This window comes from Bradyrhizobium ottawaense (assembly GCF_002278135.3).
GTDB classification, from domain to species: Bacteria; Pseudomonadota; Alphaproteobacteria; order Rhizobiales; family Xanthobacteraceae; genus Bradyrhizobium; species Bradyrhizobium ottawaense.
Map to the genome: position 1 here is coordinate 8,430,996 of NZ_CP029425.2, position 26,883 is coordinate 8,457,878.

Genomic DNA, 26,883 nt, shown 5'->3' on the forward strand with positions numbered 1-26,883 from the left:
CGGCGGCCTGCCCGGGCCGGCCGCGGCGGAACATGACCGATCATTCTGCTCGCGAAATCGGCCCCTCCCAGCGAATGCTCAGAGCCAGCAAACGTCCTTCCGGGAGCAGGCCAATGGACACCTACGACATAGCCGACAACGACGAGCACCCCATGTTGAAGGGGCTGATCAAGCTCGGATTGTTTCTTCTCGCGCAGGGCATCGCGGTGATGCTGATGGCCTTCGTGGCCCTGCTCGTCAGCTTCGGAACCAGTTGGTCGGCAACGAACGAGCAGGCCAGCCTGCTCCAGCCCGGCGACGCCAAGTCCGGCTCCCTTCTCCTGAAGGAGGATGGCGCCACCACCGAAGCGATCCGCCTCGGCACCGACGTCGACATCACGGTCTCGGGCCCGACGCTGCGCGCGCGCGTCACCCAAATCTTCCGCAATCCGACCAAGGACTGGGTCGAAGCAACCTATGTGTATCCGCTCGCGACCGGCGGCGCCGTCGATACGCTGAAGATGGTGGTCGGCGACCGCGTCATCGTCGGCGACATCAAGGAGCGCCAGCAGGCCCGCGTGATCTACGAAGAGGCACGCCGCACCGGTCAGAGGGCCGCGCTCACCGAGCAGGAGCGGCCGAACATCTTTACCAATTCGGTCGCCAATATCGGCCCCGGCGAAACCGTGCTGGTGCAGATCGAATATCAGGAGCCGGTGCATCAATCCGGCAACGAATATTCACTGCGTCTGCCGCTGGTGGTCGGACCGCGCTACAATCCGGCGCCGATCGTGCAGAGCGTCGACTTCCGCAAGGACGGATCGGGCTGGGGCGCGGCGACCTCGGACCCGGTACCGGACCGCGACCGCCTCTCGCCGCCTGTGCTCGATCCCGCCAGGAATGCACCGGTCAATCCGACCAGCATCACGGTGCGCCTGAAGGCCGGCTTCGCGCTCGGCGAGGTCAAGAGCCACCACCATAAGGTCAAGATCGAAAGTCCGGACAACATGGCGCGTGTCATCACGCTCGCCGACGGCGCCGTCCCGGCTGACCGCGATTTCGAGCTGACCTGGAAGGCCGCCGCCGAGAAGGCGCCATCGGTCGGCCTGTTCCGCGAACATGTCGGCGACGCCGACTACCTGCTCGCCTTCGTCACTCCGCCCAGCGCCGAACAGACGACACAAAAGCCATTGCCGCGTGAGGTCGTGTTCGTGATCGACAATTCGGGCTCGATGGGCGGCACGTCGATCGTCCAGGCCAAGGCGAGCCTCGCCTACGCTCTGTCCCGGCTCCAGCCGACCGACAGTTTCAACGTCATTCGCTTCGACGATACCATGGACATGCTGTTTCCAACCTCCGTGACGGCAGACGCTGCCCATGTCGGCGAGGCAACCTCGTTCGTGAGCGCGTTGCAGGCGCGCGGCGGCACCGAGATGGTGCCGGCAATGCGCGCCGCGCTGGCAGACAAGCTCGGCGACACCGGCATGGTTCGCCAGGTCGTTTTCCTGACCGACGGCGCAATCGGCAACGAACAGCAATTGTTCGAAACGATCACGGCGATGCGCGGCCGCTCGCGCGTCTTCATGGTCGGCATCGGCTCGGCGCCGAACACCTATCTGATGACCCGCGCCGCCGAGCTCGGCCGTGGTGCCTTCACCCATATCGGTTCCGTCGAGCAGGTGGAGGAGCGCATGCGCGGCTTGTTCGCCAAGCTGGAAAATCCGGCCGTCACCGGCCTCACCGCGAAATTCTCCGAGGCCAACGCCGACGTGACCCCGGCGATTATCCCGGACGTCTATCGCGACGAGCCGCTGGTGCTGGCAGCAAAGCTCGACAAGCTCGCAGGCTCGCTCGAGATCAGGGGCCGCGTCGACGACCGTCCATGGTCAGTGACGCTGCCGCTGCAAAATGCCGCCGAAGGCAATGGCCTGTCAAAGCTCTGGGCCAAGCGCAAGATCGGCGATGCCGAAGTGGCGCGCGCCATGCGGGAGCTCGCGCCCGAGGAGGCCGACAAGGCGATCCTGGCGCTGGCGCTCGACCATCAGATCGTCACGCGCCTGACCAGCCTTGTCGCCGTCGACAAGACGCCGAGCCGGCCAGAAGGCGCGCCGCTCAAGCTCAGCGAATTGCCGATCAACCTGCCCGCCGGCTGGGATTTCGAGAAGGTGTTCGGCGAACGGCCGCAGGTCCCGGCACACTTGCGTGAACGCCATGCCGATGCGAGCACCTCACCCGCCGCGCGGCGTCCGACCCCCGCAGCGCCCGACGCGATCCGTCTGCCCAAGACAGCAACTTCAGCCGAGCTGAAGATGATCGCAGGCCTGGTCCTGATCGTGCTCGCCCTGATCCTGTTCGTGTTCAACCGGCGTCGGCTCTTGCTCACCGACGCCGCTTGAGAGAGGAGCCGCCCCGAACTCCTCTGTTAGCGCGCGCGGCTGCCCGTCCCATACCAACGGCCGCGCGCGTCTTTTTCCTGTCATTGCGAGGAGCGAAGCCACGAAGCAATCAGACTGCCGCCGTTCAGACAATCTGGATTGCTTCGCAATGACGAGAGTAGATGTCATGCCCCGCCTCTCATCTCCCCTGGTTCTGGCACTGATCGGCCTCATCCTGTTCGGCGACGGCGCCTACATCCATGCCAAGGCGTGGCTGGCGCAGGTGCTGCTGGAGCGCGCGTTCGACAAGAGCCTTGCGACGGGCGAGGTGATCAAACCATGGGCATGGGCCGATACCTGGCCGGTCGCGCGGATCGAGGTGAAGCGGATAGGCGCCAGCGCGATCGTGCTGGAAGGTACGAGCGGCCAGGCGCTTGCCTTCGGGCCGGGCCATATCAGCCGAACGGCTGATGCGGGCGAGCGCGGTGTTGCCGTATACGCAGCGCATCGTGACACACATTTCCGTTTCTTGCGGAATGTTGCCGTCGGAGACATCGTTGAGATCACCCGCCGTGACGGCAGGCATTTTCGCTATCGGGCGGATTCTTCGGCCGTTGTCCGTTTCGACGCGTCGGGCATCGATCCCTCGACGCAGGGTGTGGAACTTGTGCTCACGACCTGCTGGCCGTTCGACGCCGTTACGTCCGGGCCGGAGCGCTATGTCATGCATGCCACCTTGATCGAAGCGCGTGAATAGCGGTTCGCAATCGGCCCGTCCGGGAACGATCGAGCCCTCTCAAATCGCGCCGGACACGCCGGTCCATCGCGTTTGACGCGACCGTGAACTGGCGCCGTCGACCAGAGACCTGTAAGAAGGTCCCATTGATTATTATACGTTGTAATTTGCGAAAGCTCGATAGATGGACGACGAGTTCAGGCAGCGCCTCGAACAGCGAATGGAGCAGCTCGAAAATCGCGTCGCGCTGCTCGAAAGGAATCAGGATCTCATCGCCGCCGGGCAAAGGCGATCCTCGCTCCGGAGCCTCTGGCGGCGTCCGCCGATGTGGACTTTCGAGCAATATCCTCCGCGCCTGCTCAACCTGACGGCCTTCCCGCCGGCACCCTCGATCCACGAAAATGCACCGCGGATCGCGATGGTCACGCCGAGCTACAACCAGGCGCAATATCTCGGCGCCACGATCGACAGCATCGTGAGCCAGAACTATCCGAACCTGTATTACCACGTGCAGGACGGCGCCTCGATCGACGGCACGGCTGATCTCCTGAAGGGCCGCGGCGAGAGCATCAGCTGGAGGAGCGAACCTGACAGCGGACAATCGAACGCCATCAATCTCGGCTTCGCCGGCGTCGACAGCGAGATCATGGCCTATCTCAACAGCGACGACATGCTGCTGCCGGGGACGCTGGCCTATGTTGCCAACTACTTCACATCGCATCCGCATGTCGACATCGTCTATGGCCATCGCGTCTTCGTCGATCGCGAGGGACTCGAGGTCGGCCGTGCCGTGCTGCCGCCCCATGACGGGCGCGCGCTGCAATATGCCGACTATATCCCGCAGGAGACGATGTTCTGGCGCAGGCGCGTGTGGGACAGAGTCGGTCCGATCGACGAGAGCTTCCACTACGCGATGGATTGGGACTTCATCCTGCGGGCACAGGCCGCGGGATTCAAATTCGTGCGCCTGCCGCGATTTCTCGCCTGCTTCCGAATCCATGATGCCCAGAAGACGGCATCGACCTACGCGATCGGCGTCCGGGAGATGGGCATCTTGAGGCGCCGCGCTCTCGGCTTCGATCCGACACAGATACAGATTCGCCGCGCCATCGCCCCCTATCTCGCGAGGCAGGTCGTCTTTCACTACGCCCACAAGCTGAGCCTGCTGGGGTACTGAGCGGTGACGATCACTCACCTCGCGCCGCGCGGACGTCGTGATCGAGCCAGATCCGCTCGAGCCCGATGCCGAGAGGTCGCGCGTCGGAGCTCAGTCCGAGATCCGCGGGAGAGCGTGGATCGGATAGCGACAGGCTGATGGTCAACGTCCCGTCGGCGGCAATCGCGGCGGGATCGAGCATCAACCTGCGCAAGCCCGCGAACGCCTCTCTCGAGAATGTCAGTTGCTGCGGCGCTCCGTTGCCGACGCGGCAGGCCGCCCGCAATTGCGGATTTCCGTCGGAAACGAAGGCCCGGCACGCCAGCACAAGCTCGACCGGCCGTGACGGAATGGGATGGACCTCGAACCGGAGCACGCAATTCCTGCCAATGGACCAGGTGCCCCATTGCTCCGGCTCGCTCCATCCCTCGATCAACGCGGCGACGCCCGCTCCGCCATGCGCGAATTCGAGCTCCTTCACGCCGAGGACCGGCGAGGACACGGGAGCCTTCAGAGCGGCAGGATCGAGCGGCCCCTGATCCGGAACGAACTGCGCGATCACGCGCACTGCGTCCGCAATCGAATTGAGCCCAAGCGCAGAACCATCCAGCTCGTAAACCACACGGTTCGGTCCGGTCACGCGAACACCCCCGCGGGGTGGCGGCCGATCCGCAAGGCGGGCAGGAATGATGATGTCGGCGACGTCGAACCCATGCGTGCGGGCGAGTTCGCCGATGGTCTGCACGGTCCGATCATACAGGGGCGGCCGATGGTTGATGTCGGTCGCGAGCGCCTGTGCCAGCGCCTTGAAGTCGAGCCGCACATCGCCGTGATCCGCCAGCAGCAGACGCTTGAGGACAAGCATGTCCTTGGCGATGAAGAGCTGGAGGGCGTTGAGATCGGGGAGTTGGGGATCCTCGTCAATGGGTCCGAAATCGCGCGCCCCTCGCGGCGTCTCGAGCAGATCAGTGGTCTCGAAGAACAGCGCGTGACCGGTGCTGTGCTGCGAGAACCCGGCCATGCTCAGAGGCCGCGACAGTCGGATAAAACTGTCGGTCAGTGCGGCGTTGGCGATACCGGACGCCACGTCGGGTGATAGACCGATGAAGTAGCGCCCACCGATCGCGCGCATCCGATCGATGATGCTGCGGCGGACGAACGAATTGTAGATCATCGGCAGATGCGCATAGTGCGCCTGGAAGCCGAAGATGCGCGCCAGCTCGTCGCGTGACGACACTCGCTTCACGGACGAGGTCAGGTCGATCTCGGCGAGCAGCCGGTTGCGGAAGGCCGGATGGTAATAGCTCGGCCAGTGATAGGTGTAGGCGCTCCAGCTCAGGAGATCGATGTTTCGGTCGGAGAGCATCTCCGATGCCGTGGCACAAGCGTAGGGCATCAGCCCGTCATCGTCGCCGATGAAGGCGACGTACTCGCCCGAGGTGTGGCCGAGCGCCGCCTCCCAATTGTCGGTCATGGTCAGAACGGTCTCGCTGGCAAAATGCCTGAAGCGCTCGTCCTTGAGGTCTGCAACGATCCTCGCAATCTCGGGATTACCGCCATTGTTCTGAACGATGAACTCGCAATCTGCATGCGCAGGCTGGCACGCCATGGTCGCAAGCGCGTGGCGAAGCGTGTCGGGACGATCGAGGGTCGGCACCACGATGGACAGCAGCGGCATGATCACCATTTGAGAGAATGAGGGTCACGGTTTCCTAGCATCTTGCCGGACCGTTCGCACTTTCGCCAAAAGTCTCGTGATGCTAGCCTCATCGCCAAATCTTTGTCGTCAAGTCTTGCCCATTCCGCCTCGCGGCATGGAGCGGCCAGGATCAGCCCCCGAAGCCGCCGCGGGGCGCGCGTTGCAACAAGAACAAGAAGTGAGGAAGCGCATGGAAGCTCAAGTGCCCGCCGCATCGGTCTCTCCGCGCCCATGGTCTCCACCGCCCGACGCCGGAGAGATCGTCAAGGGCATCCATGCCATGCTGCACCCGCACAACATCGTGCTCGTGGGCGCGACCGACAAGCCTGGCAATTATGCCGAACGCATCTGGAACAATCTGATCAAGTACGGTTACGAGGGCGGCCTCTATCCGGTCAACGCCAAGCGGGAGACGATCTGGGGCGTCCCCTGCTACAAGGACTTTGCGAGCCTCCCGGAAAAGCCGGATCACGTTCTGGTGCTGGTGCCGGCGCGCTTTGCGGTCCAGGTGATCCGCGACGCCGCGGCCGCCGGCGCACGGTCGGCCACCATCGTCACCTCGGGCTTCAGCGAATTGCAGGACGAGGAAAGCCAGAAGCTCGCGGCCGAATTGCAAGCGGCGATACGTGAGACCGGACTTGCCGTCACCGGCCCGAATTGCCTCGGCAACCTAAGCGCCGGCGAAAAGCTCTTCACCAACATCGATGATCGCATCGTCACCATGGAACAGGGCGCGGTGGCGATCGCCGGGCAGTCCGGCGCGATCGTCATGGCGATCCGCCAGGCGCTGGAAGACCGCGGTGTCGGTGTCGGCTACATGGTCACATCAGGCAATGAGGCCGGGCTCGAGACGCCGGACCTGATGCGCTATTTCGCCGAGGACCCAAGCATCAAGGTGATCGTCGTCTACCTCGAAGGCGTGCGCAACACCAAGGCCTTTCGCGATGCCTGCAAGGCGGCGCGCGCTGCCAGCAAGCCCGTGATCGCACTTAAGCTCGGCGCCTCCGAGGGCGGCCGCGCCGCGGCGATGGCGCATACCGGCGCGCTCGCGGGCTCGATCGAGACGTTCGACGCCGTTGCAACGCGCGAAGGCGTGATCCGGGTCGGCGGCCTCGACGAGCTGATCGAGACCACGGAATGCTTCGTTCACTCCGTCGTGCCCAAGGGCGACCGGCTCGCGGCGGTCACGCTGTCGGGCGGCAAGCGGGGCATGCTGCTGGATGCCTTCTATGCCGAGGGCCTGAACTTTGCGCCGCTCAGCCCGCACGTCGGCTCCGAACTGGCGAAGATGCTCGGGCCGGGGTCTATCGTCGGCAACCCGCTCGACGCCGGCTTTGCCGCGGTGGTCGATCCCTCCGTCTACATGAAGTCGATCAAGCTGATGATCGACGATCCTGATATCGACATCGTCATCGTCGATGCCGAGCTGCCGAAGACGCCGCACGAGCTGCGCGAGCGCAACTTGCGCATCGTCGATGACATGGCGCGCCAGGGCGGCAAGCCCGTGATCTATATCAGCGCGATGTCGATCGGCTTCACCGACTTCACCAAGGCCTTGCGCAAATCGCTGCCGCATCTCGCAGTCATGCAGGGCATGGACCGGGCGGTGACCGCGATCAAGTCGCTGCTCGACTACGCCAAGCTGCGCAAGGAGGTGCCCGACATCGTCTCGAGCTCGAAACCCGCCGCGCGCGCCGTGCTGGAGAAGGCGCTGAAATCGGCGAGCGGCGCCGCACTCGACGAGGTCGCCTCGAAGAAACTCTTGAAGGCTTATGGCATTCCGATCTCGAAGGAGGCGATCGCACAGACGGCGGCCGAGGCGGTGAAGATCGCCAAGCAGATCGGCTTTCCGGTCGTGGCAAAACTCGTCAGCGCCGAGATCCTGCACAAATCCGACATCGGCGGCGTGGTATTGAACCTCAACAGCACAGCTGACGTGAAGAAGGCGTTTGCCGCCATCACCGCCCGGGTGAGCAAGTTGAAAGGCAAGCCCAAGCTGGACGGAATCCTGATCGCGCAGCAGGTCAAGGCCGAGCTCGAGCTCGTCGTCGGCGCCTCGCTCGATGCCGAGATGGGACCTGTCGTGCTGTTCGGTACCGGCGGTATCGACATCGAGCTGATGAAAGACGTCGCGCTCGCCGGCGCGCCGCTGGACGAGGCCGAGGCGCGGCTCCTGATCGGCCGCACCAAGGCCGGCATCAAGCTGCGCGGCTATCGCGGCAAGCCGGCCCTGCACGAGGCCTCCGCGGTGAAAGCGCTGGTCGGCCTTTCCAATTTGATCGCGGATGCCGGCGACCGGATCGCCTCGATCGACATCAACCCGTTCCTGATCAACACCAGGACGGGCGTAGCGGTCGATGCCCTCATCGTCCTCAACAACGCCGCGGCTAGACGGGTTGCCGGGCATTGAGGCCGTAGGGCGGATTAGCGCCAGCGTAAATCCGCCGATTGACACGACTGCTGAGGCGAAAACGGCGGGTTACGCTTCGCTAACCCGCCCTACGTACCATCCGGGCTCCTTCCAACTTCCCCGCTTTGGCCGTAGAATCGCCTGATGGCACGCGCGAGTAATCTGGTGATCGGAACGGCGACGCTGGCGGTGATCGCCGTGGCGTTCGGCGGCCTGCTCGGCGTGCAGAAATGGCGCACCATCCAGAGCCGCAGCCAGTTGCGCGTGGTGTTCGAGGGCGGCTCGGCCAGCGGCCTGCGCCGCGGCGGGCCAGTCAATTTCGATGGCGTGCCCGCGGGCCAGATTCTGTCGATCAAGCTGGACAATCCGCGCAGGATCGTGGCGCTGGTGATGCTCGACAACACCGCGCCGATCCGCAAGGACACCGTGGCCGGCATCGAGTTCCAGGGCCTCACCGGCGTTGCCGCGATCTCGCTGATCGGGGGCGCGCCCTCTGCGCCGCCGGTGCCGCTGGACTCGGACGGCGTCCCCGTGCTGACCGCCGATCTCAGCGACGCCGAATCCATCGTCGACACCCTGCACAGTGTCGACCGCACCATTGTCAGCAACGCCCCCGCGATCAAGGAGGGCCTGCGCACGTTCGAGGACTACACCGCCGACCTCCGGAGCAAGGGTGGCGAAATCGACTCCGTCATGGCCAAGGTCGACACCGCCTTCGCGGGCTTTGATAAGGCAGTCACGAAGATCGAGGGCGTGGTGCCCGGCTTCGTCGACGGCAAGGCCGACGAGCTGTTCGAGAAGATACAGGGGCTGCACGAGCTCGCCGACACCATGAGAAAGAAATCGGCCGGCTACCTCGAGGACATCCGTCGCTCGCTGCTCGACGTCAGCGAGGCCGCCAACAAGATGAGTGGGACGCCGGCCCCCACTGCCGCCCCGCGCCCGCCGCGCAAGCCGCCGCAGAAGAAGCAGTGAGGCCTCCCCTATCCTCCCTCTCAAGGGAGGCGACCATGCCTCACCACGCGTAGCGCACGACGCCCTTGCCGGCGTAGGAGCGGGTGAGGTTCGAGAACTCTCCCTCGAACGTCGCCGATGCAGACCAGCCGTTCATCCAGTTCATCTGCGCTGATGCCGTGGTCAGAGCCGAATCGCGCGCCTGGGCGGCACCGTTCACGACGAAAGCCGATCCCGGCAGGGTCTGGAACACCGCGCCCACAGTGCGGTCCGGATTGTAGTCATGCGCCCAGGCGAGGCGGCCGCGCAGGGTCATGAGGCCACCGGCCGCGGCAAACGACCTGTCTGCGCGCAGGCCGAGTTCGGTGCGGGTGCTGGTCACGTCCTTGGCGGCATAGTTGAGCGCGAAGACGTTGCTGCCGACCACGGCTGCCTCTGCATAGCTGGGAAGGCTGAACAAGGTGGCCTGGAGCGCCGCATACGGCGTGAGGCCGGCCCACCGCATGGCATAGCGATAGCCGCCCTCGATGCGGCCCGACACGGCATTGGCGTCGAACTGCGCACGCAGCTGGTCATAACCGGCAGCCGTCACGACGCGGTTGGTCGTGACGTCCTGCCAACCATAGGCGAGCGCCGCCGTGATGTAGGCAGGTCCCGCCGTATGACGCACGAAGGCGCCGGCCTGGAACAGGTCGGAGCGGCCCCAGCCGAGCCCGTTGACGTTGAAGGCGGTCCCGCCACCTGCGAGTGCAAAGCCCGCAATCGTCGACGGCGAGAAGCGGTAATCGAGGCCCACGGCAGTGCCGTAGACACTGCTGCTCGTGGTGTTCGAGCCGAGGCCGGCATTGCCGTCCGTGGTCTGCGAGCCGCCATAGCCGGCCGTCCACACATCCCAGCGCTGCTCGAACGTTGCCGCCGGTGCCTTGCGATAGATCGAGGCGAAGGCGTCGCGCGCGCTCTTGTCGCGCGCATTCGCGTCCGCGGCAAATGGCGACGCGCCAGGCGTGCCGCTGCGTCCTGAGCTGAAGACGTCGGTCAACAGGCTCATGAACAGGTTCATCGCATTGAACGTCGTCTGCTGCGATCCCGTTGCGGATTCACCCGAGGCCTGCGTCAGGCCCCCGGGACCAAGTCCCGCGAGTTCGGCCTGCAGGAAGCCGTTGGTGTTGAAGAAGTTCTGAAGCGTCGTGGCGACGTTCTGCTGGTTGACGTTGAGCGCGTATTTCGCGCCGTAGTTCAGCGTGAAATCGAGGATGACCTCGTTCGACCCGACGGTCGTCGTGCCGATGAGGCCACCCGGTGCGGCAACACCCGAAAAATTCCCGACGGAGGTGCCGAAGAAGTTCATGATCGAATAGTGCTTCATCACCGCGGCGCCCGGATACAGCGCGACGCCGACGGTGCCGTCCAGCGCGACATTGCCGGTAACGAGCGCGTGGCTCGTGCTGGATCCGCTACCGACCTGCACCACATAGACCGAGCCGGACTGAAGCGTGAGATCGCCCTGAACCTGCATGCTCGAGCCCGGGCCGCCGTCGCCGGGCGCATAGATGCCGCCGTTGGCGATGAGGGTATTGCCGACGATTCCGGCGCCGAAAAACGCACCACCTGCATTCACGGTGGTCAGGCTCGACTGCGAGATGTCACCATCGACCCGCAGGATGCCGCCGTTCACCGTGGTCGTGCCGGTGTAGGAGTTCGTCCCCGAGAGGATCAGCGTGCCGCTGCCGACCTTTTCCAGCGAGCCGGGGCCGGCGGGACCGCAACCGCAGGTATCACCGATGACGCCGCTGACCTCGGTCGAGAGGTTGTTACCGCCGACGACGAGGGTATTGCCGCCGCCGATGTAGTAGAAGCCGCTGCCTTCGATCGATCCTGCGGTGATGCGACCATCGCCGGCCGGACCGGTGCCTCCACCGAAATCGACGACGCCGGTCCCGGTGGTGATGAAGCGTGCGTTGCCGCCGGTGGAGTTGTCGAAGAATTCGGTCCTGCCGCCGTCCTTGGTGATGATCGTGGCATTGCCGGCCGTGGTGAACGCGCCGAAATCGGTGAGACCATCCGCTTCATTGATGATGGTTGCATTGCCGGCGGTCGCCGTGTCGGAGCCGGCGAACGTCCCGAACACGGTCCCGCCAAAATCCTTGTTCACGATCGTCGCCGAGCCCGCCGAAGATTGCTCGATGAATATCGTGCCGCCGCCATTCTGGTTGGTGATGTTGGCCGTGCCTGCATTAGTCCGTCCGAAGAAGCCGATCAGGCCGCTGTCATTGATGATGGTGGCCCGACCGGCCGTCGCGGTGTCGGCTCCACCCCCGAGCGGATCGCCGAAATACACCTGGCCGTTGTTGGTGATCACGATCGAGCTGGCGGAGCTTGCGTTGAGGAACATCGTCGTGCCGGAGAAGTCGTTCAGGATCGACGTGATCCCCGACGTGTCGGCATTGACGATGCTGAAGAGGCCCTCGTTGGTGACGGCGCCGACCATGCTCGCGGTGTGGGTCGCGTCGCCGAGCTGCAGAGATCCGCAATTGCAGATGAAGGTGCCGCCGGTATAGGAGTTCGCGCCGAGCAGCGCCAGGATACCTGGTCCCTGAACATTGATCACGTCGCTGCCGACGATGCGGGAAGCGATCACGGCCGAGGGATCCGCAGTGCCGGTCACATCGTTGGTGACGAACGTGGTGCCGCCCGCAGCCAGCCTGAGGTCGCCGCCCTGAATGGTATAGATCGAGCCGTCGGCGGTGAGGTCGAAGCCCACGAGGCTGGTGAGTTGCACGCCGCCCGGCGTCACCGTCACCGTGCCGCCCGTCGCCGGCGTCGAGGGAGCGCTGCTTCCGAACAGCGTGCCGGCTGACGCAGGATCGTAGGCCGTGCTGGTCCCGCCAAAGACGTCGGTCCAGTTGGTCGTAGTGTTGTCCCAGACGCCGCCCCCGCCGTTGACGATGCCGTTCGGCGTGGTCTGAGATCCGTTGAAGACCTGTTGGGCCCCGACGGGGCTCGCCATAACGATTGCGCTCGAGACGAAGCCGGCCCCGAATGCCACGCGCATTGCCGCGGCACTCCGGCGCGGGCAACTCCCCCCGCTCGATCGCAACCAAGCCCCCACGCTCGTTCCTCACCCGCGGCGCTCCCCAGCGGCGCCGCGGGGAACTTAGGCGAAGAGGATGGGCGGTAGAACTACGGGGCATCGAAAATCTGCCAACGGGACCCCCAGTTCGGGCAGATTCAACAGCCCATGTTGTAACCGCGCCACGGTTTTGCCGGGCGCCATTCCCATTCCGCGCACATACGGACGCATGAGAACGTCCGCATTTGTGGACGGCCATTCACATCAATGGTTGACCGTCCAACTCATGGGGCCGGCAAAGGCTCAGTAATTGCTCGGGGCCGATCCATTCGGAATGCCGTCGATCGGACATTCGTCCGTGCCGGGGGTCGAGCGGGTCATGGCCTCGACCATGTCGCGCGTGCCCTCGGGGTCTTTGATCCAGTTCTTGTAGAAATCATACGGGCAAGCTGCGACGCCGCGCGGGCTTTCGCCGGAATTGATCATGCCGGTATAACCGCGGTGGACCAGCTTGTAGAGGTGGTTCTGCGACTGGCCGTTGCGGCGCGCATCGCGGATCAAATGTTTCGACAACTGTGCGTACTGGATGCCGTAATCCTCCTCGCCGCATTCGCCGAGCGTACGACCGTCGAAGCCGATGATCGCGGAGTGGCCGAAATAGGAATAAACGCCGTCGAAGCCTGCGGCATTGGCGACGGCGACATAGACGTTGTTGGCCCACGCCATCGCCTTGGAAATAAGGACTTGCTGCTCCTTGGCCGGATACATGTAACCTTGGCAACGCACGATCAGCTCGGCCCCCTTCATGGCGCAGTCGCGCCAGATCTCCGGAAAGTTGCCGTCGTCGCAGATGATCAGGCTGACCTTCATCCCCTTCGGACCCTCGGAGACATAGGTGCAATTGCCGGGATACCAGCCCTCGATCGGCACCCACGGCATGATCTTGCGGTACTTCTGCACGATCTCGCCCTTGTCGTTCATCAGGATCAGGGTGTTGTAGGGCGCCTTGTGCGGATGCTCCTCATGGCGCTCGCCGGTCAGCGAGAACACGCCCCACACCTTGGCCTTGCGACAGGCTTCGGCGAAGATCGCGGTCTCTTCACCCGGCACCGCGCATGCCGTCTCGTACATCTCCTTGGAGTCGTACATGATGCCTTGCGTGGAATATTCGGGGAAGATCACGAGGTCCATGCCGGGCAGGCCGGCCTTCATGCCCACCACCATGTCGGCGATCTTGTGGGCATTGTCGAGCACCTCGGCCTTGGTATGCAGGCGGGGCATCTTGTAGTTCACCACGGCGACGCCGACGGTGTCGTTGCTGCTGGAAATGTCGCCGTGAAGCATGTTGGGCGCTCCTGTCGTTTATTGGTTTGAGGTCATCGCGCGCTAATGGCTGATCATCCAGGGCCGCGCCGTTGGGAAACCCTTGGCACCGCTCCCGGTCTTGGTCATCAGCCGCGCCGGTTTTTTCTTGTCTGACGCGCTCTTGTCCTTCACGGTTTTGCCTGTGGAGCAGCAACCGCAGCCGGGCCCGTGCGAGGCCTTGTATTGCGCGAGCGTCTGCGGCGCGTGGGTGCTGCGCTCGTTGACGGCATGTGCCTTGCGCTTCTCGGCCGGCATGCAGAAGAAATTCGGCGCCGTCAGGATCACGCGCGGCGCCGACGTCTCGCAGTGCGGGCAGCTTTGCGGATCGTCGCACTCGGCCATCGGGCGCAGATCCGTAAAAGGTCCGCAATCGTCACAGAGATATTCGTAGACCGGCATCGCATCACCTAAGTTCTTGCCTGTTCATACAACTCGCTGCCACCATTCGTGTGGAGACAGCCCCTCACCCCAACCCTCTCCCCGTAAGAACGGGGAGAGGGAGCGCACCGGCTACTTGTCGGGCGAAATCGGCATCTGGATATCGCCGGTGATGTGCTTGATGGGCCCTGCCGCCGACGGCATCACGTCGAAGTCGAAGATCTCGGTCGGCAGCCACAACGTGGCGCAGGCGTTGGGCACATCGACCACGCCGGAGATGTGGCCCTGGCACGGCGCGGTGCCGAGGATCGAATAGGCCTGGGCGCCGGAATAGCCGAACTTCTTCAGGTACTCGATCGCATTCAAACAGGCCTGGCGATAGGCGATGTGGACGTCGAGATAGTGCTGCTTGCCTTGCTCGTCGACCGAGATGCCCTCGAAGATCAGGTAGTCCTTGTAGTTCGGCGTGATCGGCGAGGGCTTGAAGATCGGGTTCTTGATGCCGTATTTCGACATGCCGTCCTTGATCACTTCGACCTTCAGATGCAGCCAGCCGGCCATCTCGATGGCGCCGCAGAAGGTGATCTCGCCGTCACCCTGGCTGAAGTGCAGATCGCCCATCGAAAGACCTGCGCCCGGCACATAGACCGGGAAGTAGATCTTCGAGCCGCGCGAGAGATCCTTGATATCGCAATTGCCGCCATGCTCGCGCGGCGGCACCGTGCGCGCACCCTCCGCGCCGATCTTGGCCTTGACGTCGCCCTTGGCGCGGCCGCCATGGGCGGTCGCCGCGAACGGCGGATTGGCAAGGCCTGGGACGCGGGTCGGGTTGGTCGAGATCAGCTCGGCCTCGCGCTTGTTCCAGATCTCCAGCATCTTCGGATCCGGAAGACAGCCGATCAGGCCGGGATGGATCAGGCCGGCGAAGTTGACGCCAGGCACATGGCGCGACGAAGTGTAGAGACCCTTGATGTCCCAGATCGATTTCTGCGCCAGCGGGAAGTGGTCGGTGAGGAAGCCGCCGCCATTCTGCTTGGAGAAGAAGCCGTTGAAGCCCCACAGGCTTTCCTTCATCGGGCCGACGTCGAGCAGGTCAACCACGAGGAGATCGCCGGGCTCGGCGCCCTTGACGCCGATCGGACCAGACAGGAAGTGCACGATCGACAGGTCGATGTCGCGCACGTCGTCGGCGGAATCGTTGTTCTTGATGAAACCGCCGGTCCAGTCATAGGTCTCGATGATGAAATCGTCGCCGGGATTGACCCAGGCCACGATCGGGATGTCGGGGTGCCAGCGGTTGTGCACCATGTCATTTTCGTAGGCCGACTTGGTGAGATCGACCTTGATCAGTGTCTCTGGCATCGAGATGCTCCCCTTTTACTACGGTTGGTTAGACGGACAGATATTTCGAGACCTGCGCGGCATCGACGGCGTCGCGCGGGTCGTCGCGCACGATCTCACCGTTCTCGATCACCAGCACGCGGTCGGCGATGTCGAGCGCGAAGCTCAGGACCTGCTCGGACACGACGATCGAGAGCCCCTTCTCGTCACGGATGCGCTTCAGGGTTCGCGCCATCTCCTTGATGATGGAGGGCTGGATGCCTTCCGTCGGCTCATCCAGCAGCAGGACCTTCGGCTTGGTCGCGAGTGCACGCGCAATCGCGAGCTGTTGCTGCTGGCCTCCCGACAGATTGCCGCCGCGGCGGCCCTTCATCTCGAGCAGGACCGGGAACAATTCATAGATGTCACCGGGCACCTCGGATTCGCCCGCGACAACGAGGCCGGTCTCGATGTTTTCCTTCACCGTCATGGTGGAGAAGATCATGCGGCCCTGCGGCACATAGGCGAGACCTTTGGCGACGCGCTCGTAGCTCTTGAGGTTACCGAGCTCGGCGCCGTCCATCGTCACCGAGCCGCTTTTGGCCGGCAGGATGCCCATCAGCGACTTCATCAAGGTGGTCTTGCCCATGCCGTTGCGGCCCATGATCGCCACGATCTCGTTGGGTGCGACCTTGACGTTGAGCCCGTGCAGCACCTCGCTCTGGCCGTAGGCGACGTGAAGATCGGAAATTGCCAGCATCGTCGCGCTCCCTATTTCTTGCGCATGATCTTGTCCGGAAACCGGACGCCACTTTCCGGGATCATGCGCTAATGCCCCAGATAGACTTCGATGACCTTGGGATCGTTCTTGACCTTCTCCATGGTCCCTTCGGAGAGGATCTGGCCCTGATGCAGCACGGTCACCTTGTGGGCGATGTCCTCGACGAACTTCATGTCGTGCTCGATCACCAGCACCGAGCGGTTCTTGATGATGCGGTTGAGCAGTTCGGCGGTCTTGGCGCGCTCGGACACGCTCATGCCGGCGACGGGCTCGTCCAGCATCAACAGATCGGGATCCTGGATCAGCAGCATGCCGATCTCGAGCCATTGCTTCTGGCCATGGCTGAGCTCGTCGGCATAAGTGTTGAGCTTGTCCTTGAGGAAGATCATCTCCGCGACCTCCTCGACCCGATCCTTCACGAGCTGGTCGCGCTGAAAGGTCAGCGAGCCGAATACGGTGCGGCCGCGCGGAAACGAGATTTCGAGGTTCTCGAACACGGTGAGATCCTCGAACACCGACGGCGTCTGGAATTTGCGCCCGACGCCGGTCTGCACGATTTCGTTCTCCCTCATTTTCGTGAGCTCCTTGCCACGAAACTGAATCGAGCCCGAGGTCGCCTTGGTCTTGCCGCAGATCAGATCGAGCACCGTGGTCTTGCCGGCGCCATTCGGGCCGATGATGACGCGGATCTCGTTCTCCTCGACGTAGAAGGAGAGATCGTTGACCGCCTTGAACCCGTCGAACGAGACGGTCAATCCGGAGACGGCAAGCAGGAAGTCCTTGGGCTGATGACCGACGAGCATGATCTATCTCCTCACTGCCAGCGTGGCATCGGCATCGTGATGACCGACGAGCATGATCTACCTCCTCACTGCCAGCGTGGCATCGGCATCGTGATGACCGACGAGCATGATCTATTTCCTCACTCTGCCGGTGCGCCGTCGGCGACCGAATTGTCGTTCCAGCCCGGCTTCCGCTTGCGCGAGGCGAACAACCGATCGATGCGCGGCTGCACGTAATCGGCCCAGAGCCCGGACAGACCGTTCGGGAAGGCGAGCACGACCGCGATGAACAGCGCGCCGAGGCCGAACAGCCAGAGTTGCGGGAAGGATTCCGACAGGCTGGTCTTGGCGAAATTCACCAGGATGGCGCCCCATATCGCGCCGAAGATCGACATGCGCCCGCCGACCGCGGTGTAGATCACCATCTCGATCGACGGCACGATGCCGACAAAAGACGGCGACATGAAACCGACATTGAGCGCGAACATGGCGCCGCCGATCGCGGCGAACACCGCCGCCATGCAGAAGGCGAAGATCTTGAAGTTGGCGACGCTGTAGCCGGAGAAGCGGACGCGATCCTCCTGTTCGCGCATCGCCACCAGGATGCGGCCGAGCTTGGTCAGGCGGATGAACTGCGCGATGCCGATGCAGGCGAACAGCAGCACCACCTCGACGAAGTACAGGATGACCTTGGCGTGGTCGGGCCGGATGTCCCAGCCCTTGAGCGTGCGCAGATCCGTCATGCCGTTGATGCCGCCGGTATAGCCCTGCTGCCCGACGATCAGGATGGTCAGGATGGCGGCGACGGCCTGGGTGATGATCGCGAAATAGGTACCGCCGACGCGGCGCTTGAACATCGCGGTGCCGATGATCAGGGCGAACAGGCCGGGGACCAGGATGATGGCGAGGATGGTGAAGGTGAGGCTGTGGAATGGTTGCCAGAACAACGGCAGCGACGTGATCTGATTCCAGTCCATGAAATCGGGGATGCCGGGCGTCGACTGGATCTTCGTGTTCTCGACGCTGGACGCCTCGAGCTTGAGAAACATCGCCATGCAGTAGCCGCCGAGACCGAAGAACACGCCCTGCCCCAGGCTCAAGATGCCGCCATATCCCCAGCACAGCACGAGGCCGAGCGCGACAAAGGCGTAGGTGAGGTATTTCGCGACAAGGTTGAGGCGGAACACATCCAGCGACAGCGGCAGGATCACGAACAGCACGGCGGCCAGGACAATAAAGCCGATGAGCTCGGACCGGTTGAAGAAGCGTGAGTTGATGATCATGATCTGCCTGCTTCTCGTTACTTGCGGACTTTGAGGGCGAAGAGACCCTGCGGCCGCAGCATCAGGATGCCCACGACAGCGAGCAGCGTCAGGACCTTGGCCATCGAGCCCGACATGAAGAATTCGAGCGTCGATTGCGTCTGCGAGATCGAGAACGCGGAGGCGATGGTGCCGAGCAGGCTCGCGGCGCCGCCGAATACGACGACCAGGAACGTGTCGACGATGTAGAGCTGTCCGGAGGTCGGCCCGGTCGAGCCGATCATGGTGAAGGCGCTTCCGGCAATTCCGGCGATGCCGCAACCGAGCCCGAACGTGTAGCGGTCGACCTTCTCGGTGTTGATGCCGACCGCTCCGGCCATGATGCGGTTCTGCACCACCGCACGGACCTGACGGCCCCAGCGCGACATGTACATGACGTAGGCGACCGAGAGGGTGATCAGCACGGTGAGACACATCACGAAGACACCGTTGATCGGCACTTCGATGCTGTCGGTGACGTGCAGCGAGCCCAGCATCCATTGCGGCAACTCGACGCCGACCTCACGCGCGCCGAACACGGAGCGATAGGCCTGCTGCAGCATCAGGCTGAGGCCCCAGGTGGCAAGCAGCGTATCGAGCGGGCGCTTGTAGAGATGCCGTATCAGCACCCATTCCACCATCATCCCCAATGCGCCGGACGCGACAAAGGCCAGGATCATCGCAAGGAAGAAGTAACCGCTGAACAAGCCGGGCAAATAGGACTGGAAGACATTGGAGGTCATCCAGGTGACGTAGGCCCCCAGGATCATGAACTCGCCATGGGCCATGTTGATGACGCCCATCTGGCCGAAGATGATGGCAAGCCCAAGCGCCATCAGGACGTAGACCGAGAACAGGATCAGTCCGGCAAAGCCCTGCATGACGAAGATGGAGCCGAGATCACCAAGCGAGTAGTCGCCGAACATCGATGTCCTCCGTCGGGGATAAGGGTCCCGCGTCGCGAGCAGGTTCGCGACGCGGGGGTCTTGGGCGTGGATTTGCTGTCCACGCCAGGGAGAGGCTTGGTGTTTGGAAGAAAGCGCCTGAGAGCGCTTCTTACTGGTAGCCCTTGGGGAACGGATCCGGCTCGACGAGATCGGCGGTCTCGTAGATCAGCTCGAACTGGCCATCGAGCTTGGCGCGTCCCACCCGGGTCTTCGACCAGAGGTGATGATTTTCGTGGATGCGCACATAGCCTTCCGGAGCGCCCTTGAACTCGACGCCGGGCGAAGCCGCCGCGATCTTGTCGACGTCGAACGAACCCGCCTTCTCCACCGTCAACTTCCACAGCCACGGGCCGAGATAGGCAGCCTGGGTGACGTCTCCAATCACAGTCTTCTCGCCCCACGCCTTCTTGAACGCCGGCACGAATGCCTTGTTGTTCGCATTGTCGAGCGACTGGAAGTACTTCATGCAGGCATAGGCGCCCGCGATGTTCTCGCCGCCGATGCCGTCGATCTCGTCTTCGGTCACCGAGATCGTTAGCAGCGCCTGCTTGGAGAGGTCGATGCCGGCGGCCTTGAGCTGCTTGTAGAAGGCGACGTTCGAGCCGCCCACGACGTCGGTGAAGATGACGTCGGGCTTGGTCAGCTTGATCTTGTTGATGACCGAATTGAACTGGGTGTTGCCGAGCGGATAGTACTCCTCGCCGACCACCTTGCCCTTCAGCACGTTCTCGACGTGCTTGCGCGCGATCTTGTTCGAGGTGCGCGGCCAGATGTAGTCGGAACCGATGAAGAAGAACGACTTCGCACCCTTCTCCTTGGCGATCCAATTCAGGCCCGCGAGAATTTGCTGGGTCGCTTCCTGACCGGTATAGATGACGTTCTTGGACTGCTCGAGGCCTTCGTAGAAGGTCGGATAATAGAGCATGCCGTTATACTGCTCCATGACCGGCAGGACCGCCTTGCGCGAGGCCGAGGTCCAGCAGCCCATGATCGCCGCGACCTTGTCGTTCACCAGCAGCTTCTTTGCCTTTTCCGCAAAGGTCGGCCAATCACTGGCGCCGTCTTCCTGGATGAACTTGATCTTGCGCCCGAGCACGCCGCCGGCGGCATTGATCTGCTCGATGGCGAGCTTTTCGGCCTCGATCGACCCGGTCTCGGAGATGGCCATGGTGCCGGTCGCCGAGTGCAGGATGCCGACCGTCACCTCGGTGTCGGTGACCGCAAGGCCGGTGGTGTTGACCGCCGAGGTCGCGGGAGCCTGTGCAAAGGACGCCCGCGGCAGCATCGTGATGGCCGGCACGGCGGCCATTCCCATCAATAGTTTGCGCCGGAGCGGCGACAAAAGGCCCTTGTTTAGTTCGTCTGACATGAGCACCCCACTTTTTTTCGAGGACACGCGATTGGCGCCGGTGAGGATGGCTCGGATCTGGGCGGCGGAAGCATACGCAAGATCGCGTATACTGCACCGCAAAATGCCGACGTAGGCTTTTGGTACGGAATTTGCGAGGGCTCCGGGTCCGTATCAGGAGTGGGGTAAAGCGTGGCAGGGCGGCAGCGAATAGACCGCGTCAGGCGACAGTACAACCAATGGGTCGCCAACCAGACGCTGGAGGACTATGCGCTGCGCTTCACGGCCAAGAGCGCGCGCCGCTGGTCCGCCGCCCGGGTCGCCAACACGGCGCTGGGCGCGATCTCGTTCCTGGCGATGGAGGCGATCGGCGGCACCATCACGCTGAACTATGGCGTCACCAACGCGGCCGCCGCCATCCTCGTGGTCTCGACCATCATCTTCTGCTGTGGCGTGCCAATCGCCTACTATGCCGCCAAATGCGGCATCGACATCGACCTGCTCACGCGCGGCGCCGGCTTCGGCTACATCGGCTCCACCGTCACCTCGCTGATCTATGCGTCCTTCACCTTCATCTTCTTTGCGATCGAAGCCGTAATCCTCGCGTCCGCGCTCGAGATGTGCTTCGGGATTCCGCGGCCGATCGGCTACCTCATCAGCGCGGTCGTCATCATCCCGCTGGTGGCCTACGGCATCACGCTGATCAGCCGCTTCCAATTGTGGACGCAGCCGCTGTGGATCGTGCTCCACATCATTCCGTTCGCGGCGATCGCCTGGCACAACCCGCACTCCTTCACGGAGTGGCGCAAGTTCTCGGGCGAGCACGGCGACCTCACCGGGCATTTCGACCTGCTGCTGTTCGGGGTTGCGGCCTCGGTGGTGTTTTCGCTGGTGGCGCAGATCGGCGAGCAGGTCGACTTCCTGCGATTTTTGCCGCGCGATCGCCGCGCCTCCAGGGCGTCGTGGTGGGTGGCGATGATGAGCGCGGGACCGGGCTGGATCGTGCTTGGCGCCTTGAAGCTCCTCGCGGGTTCCTTCCTCGCCTTCTTCGCGCTCAGCCACGGGGTGCCGCCCGAGGAGGCCGCCGAGCCCGCGCATATGTATCTCGAAGCGTTCCGCTATGTGCTGTCGCAGCCCGACCTCGCGCTGGCGTTGACCGGCACGTTCGTGATCCTGTCCCAGGTGAAGATCAACGTCACCAACGCCTATGCCGGATCGATCGCCTGGTCGAACTTCTTCTCGCGCCTGACCCACAGCCATCCCGGCCGCGTCGTCTGGCTGGTTTTCAACGTCATCGTGGCGCTCCTGTTGATGGAGATCGGCGTCTACAAGGCCCTGGAGCAGACCCTGGCGCTCTATTCGAACGTCGCGATCGCCTGGGTCGGCGCGCTGGTCGCGGATCTCGTCGTCAACAAGCCGCTTGGATTGCGGCCGCAGCAGATCGAATTCAAGCGCGCGCATCTCTACGACGTCAATCCGGTCGGCGTGGGGGCGATGACGATCGCGACCATTGTCTCCATCAGCGCCTTTTACGGCCTGTTCGGGCCGACCGCGAAGGCGCTGTCGGCCTTCATAGCGCTGGCCGTCGCCTTCATTGCCGCACCGTTGATTGCCTGGGCCACGGACGGCAAGTACTACATCGCGCGAAAGCCGAAGCGGAGCTGGCAGGACATCGAGGCGATCCAGTGTTGCATCTGCGAGCACGCGTTCGAGCCGGAGGACATGGCTTCCTGCCCCGCTTACGCCGGACCGATCTGCTCCTTGTGCTGTTCGCTGGATGCCCGCTGCCACGATCTCTGCAAGCCGCACGCGCGGATTCAGGCGCAGGTGTCGGAGACGCTGGGCAAGCTGATGCCGCAGCCGATCTACGCGCGCATCAACTCGCAGCTCGGCCACTATATCGGCGTTTTCGCAGTCTCCGCCGGCCTCGTCGCGCTGGTGCTGGGCCTGATCTATCTGCAGACCTCGGCGAGCGTGCATGGCGAGAACGCGCTCGTCTCCGACGTGCTCTGGAAGGTGTTCTTCTCGCTCAGCATCATCATCGGCGTGGTGGCGTGGCTGTTCGTGCTGGCGCAGCAGAGCCGCCGCGCCGCCGAGGAAGAGACGCGGCGGCAGACAGCGCTTCTGATCCAGGAGATCGACGCGCACAAGCGCACCGACGCCGAGTTGCAGCGCGCCAAGGAGGTCGCCGAATCCGCCAACCTCGCCAAGAGCCGTTATGTCGTCGGCCTGAGCCACGAGCTGCGCTCACCGCTGAACGCGATCAGCGGCTATGCCCAGCTGCTGGAGCAAGATACGACGCTGAGCACGAAGCCGCGCGACCAGGTTCGCGTCGTCCGCCGCAGCGCCGACCACCTCTCCGGCCTGATCGACGGCATTCTGGACATCTCAAAGATCGAGGCGGGACGGCTGTATCTGTCGCGCGACGAGGTGCGCCTCAGCGAATTCCTCGACCAGCTGGTCGGCATGTTCCGCCTGCAGGCTGCCGCCAAGGGCATCGACTTCGTGTTCCGCCGGCCGGCGTATTTGCCGCTGGTGGTCTATGCCGATGAGAAACGGCTGCGCCAGGTGTTGATCAATTTGCTCTCCAACGCCATCAAGTTCACCCAGACCGGCAGCGTGCAGTTCGTCGTGCACTATCGCAGCCCCGTTGCCGAGTTCGAGGTGATCGACACCGGTCCCGGCATCCAGGGCGACGATCTCGAACGCATCTTCGCGCCGTTCGAGCGTGGTGCGCTCGGCGTTTCGCAGCCGCAAACCGGCACGGGACTCGGCCTGACCATCAGCCGGCTGCTCGCCGGCGTGATGGGCGGCGATATCAAGGTCATGAGCACGGTCGGCGCCGGCTCGACGTTCAAGGTCAAGATCCTGCTCTCGGAGGTCACCAATCCCCAGCGGTCGCGCCGGTGGAGGCTCCCATCTCCGGCTATCACGGCGCGCGCAAGACCATCCTCATCACCGACGATGATCCCGTCCATCGCGACCTCCTGCGCGAGGTGCTGACGCCGCTCGGCTTCATCCTGCTGAGCGCCCCCGACGGCCCCGGCTGCCTCGCATTGGCGCAGCATTGCCGGCCCGATCTGTTCCTGCTCGACATCTCGATGCCCGCCATGGACGGCTGGGCCGTCGCGGAGGCCTTGCGCGCGAGCGGCCATCACCAGGCGCGCATCCTGATGGTATCGGCCAGCGCGATCGAGGCCCACGGCGCGCCGCTGGCGCAGCCCTTCCACGACGGCTATCTGATGAAGCCGATCGACATCCCGCGGATTCTGGAGACGATCCGCCAGCTCCTCAGGATCGAATGGCAATATGGCTCGGACGAGATTCCCGTGTCATTCTGGCGCCCCGAAAGCGGATCGAGGCCGCCGGCGCGGCACATCGAGGCCCTGATCGGGCTCGGCCGGATCGGCTACGTCAAGGGCATCCAGTTGAAGCTGGACGAGATCGGCAGCGAGCATCCGGAACATGCCGATTTCGTCGCGCAGATGCGGTCGCTGGTCGACCGCTTCGATCTCGAGCAGTACATGTCCACATTGAAGACGTTGCATGCGCATGAACATTGAGTCGAAAAAGCGCGACGTCGCGCTCGTCGTGGACGACTCTCCCGAGACGCTGCGGCTGCTTACCGACGCGCTCGACGGCGCCGGCATGACGGTGATGGTGGCGCTCGACGGCGCGGCAGCGATACGTATCATCGACCAGATCACGCCCGACATCGTTCTGCTCGATGCCGTGATGCCCGGCATCGACGGCTTCGAGACCTGCCGCCGGCTCAAGCGCGATGCCGGTCTTGCCAATGTCCCCGTGATCTTCATGACGGGGCTCGCTGAAACCGAGCATATCGTTCGCGGGCTCGAGGCCGGCGGCGTCGATTACGTGACCAAGCCGATCGTGATCGAAGAGATGCTGGCGCGCATCCGCGTCCATCTCGGCAATGCCCGCCTGACCCAGAGCGCGCGCGCAGCGCTCGACGTCTCCGGCCGCTTCCTGTTCGCGGTCGATCGCCAGGGCAATGTGCTGTGGGCGACGCCGCAGGCGCAGAAGCTGCTGTCCGATCATCACGGCGCACAGGCCGACGACTTCGTCCTCCCGGCATCGCTGCTGCAATGGCTGGAGCAGGCCAGGGCCAAGGGCAGCGCGAAATCCCAGGCGGCTTCCTTGCCCGACAACCCGCAGCTGCGGCTCTATTACATGGGCGAGACCGCGCCGAACGAGTTTTTGCTGCGGCTCTCCAGGGAGTCCGGCACCGCACTGCCTCCGGAATTCACCAGCGAGCTCGGCCTCACCACCCGCGAGGGCGAGGTGCTGGCCTGGCTCAGCAAGGGCAAGACTAACCGCGACATCGCGCAAATCCTAGGCCTCAGCCCGCGCACGGTCGACAAGCATCTCGAGCAGATCTACGCCAAGCTCGGCGTGGAGAATCGGACGGCGGCGGCGGCGATTGCGGCGAACGCGACGCGAAGGAATTCGTGAGCTGCGGTGTGGATGAGTTGGCGCGCCGTTGATCCAACAACCGATGTCGTCCCGGACAAGCGAAGCGCCGATCCGGGACCCATAACCACAGGAAGATGTTTGGCGCAGACTCGGAGTTACCTGCTCGCTCCATAACCACTCCCTGCGGTTATGGATCCCGGGTTCGCTTCGCGCCCCGGGACGACGGCGGAGTGTGGTGTGAGCGTCGCCGCCCCCTCACACGAACCCGCACCCACGAACTTCCTCACCCGTACACAAACGCCTTGTCATCCAGGTCCGTCTTCGGGATCTCGTCCTTTTCGGTCCAGTAATCCTGGCTGTGCTGCCATTCCGGCTTGTCGCCGCGCTTGGGCAGCAGGTTCATGTTGCGCATCATGTAGCCGGGATTGAAGTTTTCCGGATCGATCCAGGGCAGGATCGGCATGTTGTGGTCTTCGGGTCGCAGCTTGACCTCGACCTTTTTCTTGCCTTTGGCCTTCATGTGGCCGAGAAGCCGGCAGACGAAGTCGGCGACGAGATCGACTCGCAGCGTCCAGCTGGCGCGGAAATAGCCGAACACCCAGACCATGTTCGGAACGCCCGTGAACATCATGCCGCGATAGGTGACGGTGTCGCCAAAGGCGAGCGGCTTGCCGTCGATCTCGAAGGCGATGTCGCCGAGCGCCGCGAGATTGAAGCCGGTCGCGGTGACGATGACATCGGCCTCCAGCAGCTTGCCGGATTTGAGCTGAATGCCGTTCTCGACGAAGCATTCGATCTCGTCGGTGACGACGGAGGCCTTGCCGCTGGCGATGCCCTTGAACAGATCGGCATCGGGCACGAAGGCGATGCGCTGCCGCCACGGCCGGTATGTCGGCGTGAAATGCGTCTCGACGTCGTAGTCGGGACCGAGCACCGCGCTGATCTGGCCGATCAGGTCCTTCTTGACCTGCTCCGGCTTGGATAGGCAGAGTTTTGTGAAGGCGTCCTGCTCGAACAGGATCTTGCGCCGAACGATCTCGTGGATCCAGGCCTCATCGACCTGAAGCCGGCGCAGCTCCTCGGCGATCTCGATGGCATTGCGGCCGAGGCGAAAATAGGTCGGCGAACGCTGCAGCATGGTGACATGCGCGCAACTGTCCGCGATGTTCGGCACCAGCGTCGCCGCGGTCGCGCCCGAGCCGATCACGACGACCTTCTTGTTCGTGAGGTCGAGATCGTCAGGCCAGGTCTGCGGATGGACGACGCGGCCTTTGAAGCGATCGGTGCCCTTCCATTCCGGCGTGTAGCCTTCCGAATGGCGGTAATAGCCCTGGCACATCCACAGGAAGCTCGCCGTGAAGGTCTTTGCTTCACCGGTATCGGTCGTAATCGCCTCAATGGTCCAGAGATTCTGCTCGCTCGACCAGCTGGCGGAATTGATCTTGTGCTTGTAGCGGATGTGCTTGGCGACATCGTTGTCGTCGATCACCTCGTTCATATAGGCGAGGATTTCTTCGGCGGTCGCGATCGGCGGCCCGACCCAGGGCTTGAAGCTATAGCCGAACGTATGGAGATCGCTGTCCGAGCGGATGCCGGGATAACGATGCGTGCTCCAGGTGCCGCCGAACGTCGCCTGCGTCTCCAGGATGACATAGCTCGTGCCCGGAAGTTGCTTCTCGATGTGATAGGCGCTGCCGATGCCGGAGATGCCGGCGCCGACGATCAGCACGTCGAAATGTTCAGAAGCCTGTTTGGCCGTGGCGTGACTGCGAACAGCGACATTCATTGTTGCTTCTATGCCTTGCTTGTTTTTGTGGCCGTCCTTGACGAACGACGCGTTTCCTCCGC

17 protein-coding genes and 1 pseudogene are annotated in these 26,883 nt (G+C 63.5%); 7 read left to right on the forward strand and 11 right to left on the reverse strand.

All coding sequences use genetic code 11. The features are described 5' to 3' along the window. Nucleotides 1–113: 113 nt before the first annotated feature. The 3 genes from CIT37_RS39420 (at nt 114) to CIT37_RS39430 (ending at nt 4,267) form a co-directional block, all read left to right on the forward strand. Nucleotides 114–2,375 carry a marine proteobacterial sortase target protein gene (locus CIT37_RS39420; RefSeq protein ID WP_095424982.1) on the forward strand — a complete coding sequence of 754 codons (2,262 nt, stop codon included), beginning with the start codon at nt 114–116 and terminating at the stop codon, nt 2,373–2,375. 166 nt (nt 2,376–2,541) lie between these two features. After that, complete coding sequence (locus tag CIT37_RS39425; RefSeq protein ID WP_038949532.1) at nt 2,542–3,111, forward strand: class GN sortase; 570 nt, start codon at nt 2,542–2,544, stop codon at nt 3,109–3,111. A gap of 163 nt (nt 3,112–3,274) precedes the next feature. Beyond that, a complete protein-coding gene (locus tag CIT37_RS39430) occupies nt 3,275–4,267 on the forward strand; it encodes a glycosyltransferase (RefSeq protein WP_028139670.1) in 993 nt (330 codons plus the stop codon). 10 nt (nt 4,268–4,277) lie between these two features. Here CIT37_RS39430 and CIT37_RS39435 read toward each other — a convergent pair whose 3' ends face one another. Continuing rightward, nucleotides 4,278–5,924, reverse strand: coding sequence for a glycosyltransferase family 2 protein (locus CIT37_RS39435; RefSeq protein ID WP_244429160.1), 1,647 nt, complete (start codon nt 5,922–5,924; stop codon nt 4,278–4,280). 211 nt (nt 5,925–6,135) lie between these two features. On the opposite strand from CIT37_RS39435, the gene CIT37_RS39440 reads away from it, so the two are divergent. Further along, the gene (locus CIT37_RS39440; RefSeq protein ID WP_038949530.1) at nt 6,136–8,355 is read left to right on the forward strand and encodes an acetate--CoA ligase family protein; all 2,220 of its coding nucleotides are present in this window, start codon (nt 6,136–6,138) and stop codon (nt 8,353–8,355) included. A gap of 144 nt (nt 8,356–8,499) precedes the next feature. Further along, on the forward strand, nt 8,500–9,330 hold the full coding sequence (locus CIT37_RS39445; protein WP_095424981.1) for an MlaD family protein: 831 nt from the start codon (nt 8,500–8,502) through the stop codon (nt 9,328–9,330). 40 nt (nt 9,331–9,370) lie between these two features. Here the strand turns inward: CIT37_RS39445 and CIT37_RS39450 are convergent, their stop codons facing one another. The 9 genes from CIT37_RS39450 to urtA form a co-directional block, all read right to left on the reverse strand. Further along, nucleotides 9,371–12,361 (reverse strand): autotransporter outer membrane beta-barrel domain-containing protein, encoded by a 2,991-nt coding sequence (locus CIT37_RS39450; RefSeq protein ID WP_095424980.1) that lies wholly within the window; start codon nt 12,359–12,361, stop codon nt 9,371–9,373. Between the two features lie 321 nt (nt 12,362–12,682). After that, nucleotides 12,683–13,723: an aliphatic amidase gene (locus CIT37_RS39455; protein ID WP_038949527.1), complete on the reverse strand. Its 1,041-nt coding sequence runs from the start codon at nt 13,721–13,723 to the stop codon at nt 12,683–12,685. Nucleotides 13,724–13,765: 42 nt separating this feature from the next. Next, complete coding sequence (locus CIT37_RS39460) at nt 13,766–14,143, reverse strand: FmdB family zinc ribbon protein (RefSeq protein WP_038949526.1); 378 nt, start codon at nt 14,141–14,143, stop codon at nt 13,766–13,768. 111 nt (nt 14,144–14,254) lie between these two features. Further along, nucleotides 14,255–15,484 (reverse strand): formamidase, encoded by a 1,230-nt coding sequence (gene fmdA, locus CIT37_RS39465; protein WP_095424979.1) that lies wholly within the window; start codon nt 15,482–15,484, stop codon nt 14,255–14,257. A 28-nt stretch (nt 15,485–15,512) separates the two neighbouring features. After that, nucleotides 15,513–16,202, reverse strand: coding sequence for an urea ABC transporter ATP-binding subunit UrtE (gene urtE / locus CIT37_RS39470; RefSeq protein WP_038949525.1), 690 nt, complete (start codon nt 16,200–16,202; stop codon nt 15,513–15,515). 68 nt (nt 16,203–16,270) lie between these two features. After that, nucleotides 16,271–17,026: an urea ABC transporter ATP-binding protein UrtD gene (gene urtD, locus CIT37_RS39475; protein WP_038949524.1), complete on the reverse strand. Its 756-nt coding sequence runs from the start codon at nt 17,024–17,026 to the stop codon at nt 16,271–16,273. Between the two features lie 119 nt (nt 17,027–17,145). After that, on the reverse strand, nt 17,146–18,288 hold the full coding sequence (gene urtC, locus CIT37_RS39480; RefSeq protein ID WP_038949523.1) for an urea ABC transporter permease subunit UrtC: 1,143 nt from the start codon (nt 18,286–18,288) through the stop codon (nt 17,146–17,148). A gap of 17 nt (nt 18,289–18,305) precedes the next feature. Continuing rightward, nucleotides 18,306–19,232, reverse strand: a complete 927-nt coding sequence (gene urtB / locus CIT37_RS39485) for an urea ABC transporter permease subunit UrtB (protein WP_095424978.1) — start codon at nt 19,230–19,232, stop codon at nt 18,306–18,308. 130 nt (nt 19,233–19,362) lie between these two features. Further along, nucleotides 19,363–20,622, reverse strand: a complete 1,260-nt coding sequence (urtA, locus tag CIT37_RS39490) for an urea ABC transporter substrate-binding protein (protein WP_095424977.1) — start codon at nt 20,620–20,622, stop codon at nt 19,363–19,365. A gap of 171 nt (nt 20,623–20,793) precedes the next feature. On the opposite strand from urtA, the pseudogene CIT37_RS39495 reads away from it, so the two are divergent. Together CIT37_RS39495 and CIT37_RS39500 are read left to right on the forward strand one after the other, a co-directional pair. Then, nucleotides 20,794–24,164: pseudogene (locus CIT37_RS39495) on the forward strand (hybrid sensor histidine kinase/response regulator). Continuing rightward, on the forward strand, nt 24,148–25,074 hold the full coding sequence (locus CIT37_RS39500; RefSeq protein ID WP_049801934.1) for a response regulator: 927 nt from the start codon (nt 24,148–24,150) through the stop codon (nt 25,072–25,074). The pseudogene CIT37_RS39495 and the gene CIT37_RS39500 overlap by 17 nt, the downstream one beginning before the upstream one ends. Nucleotides 25,075–25,318: 244 nt before the next feature. Here the strand turns inward: CIT37_RS39500 and CIT37_RS39505 are convergent, their stop codons facing one another. Continuing rightward, entirely contained in the window at nt 25,319–26,821 is a 1,503-nt protein-coding gene (locus CIT37_RS39505) for a flavin-containing monooxygenase (protein WP_028139657.1), read from the reverse strand. Nucleotides 26,822–26,883: the final 62 nt, after the last annotated feature.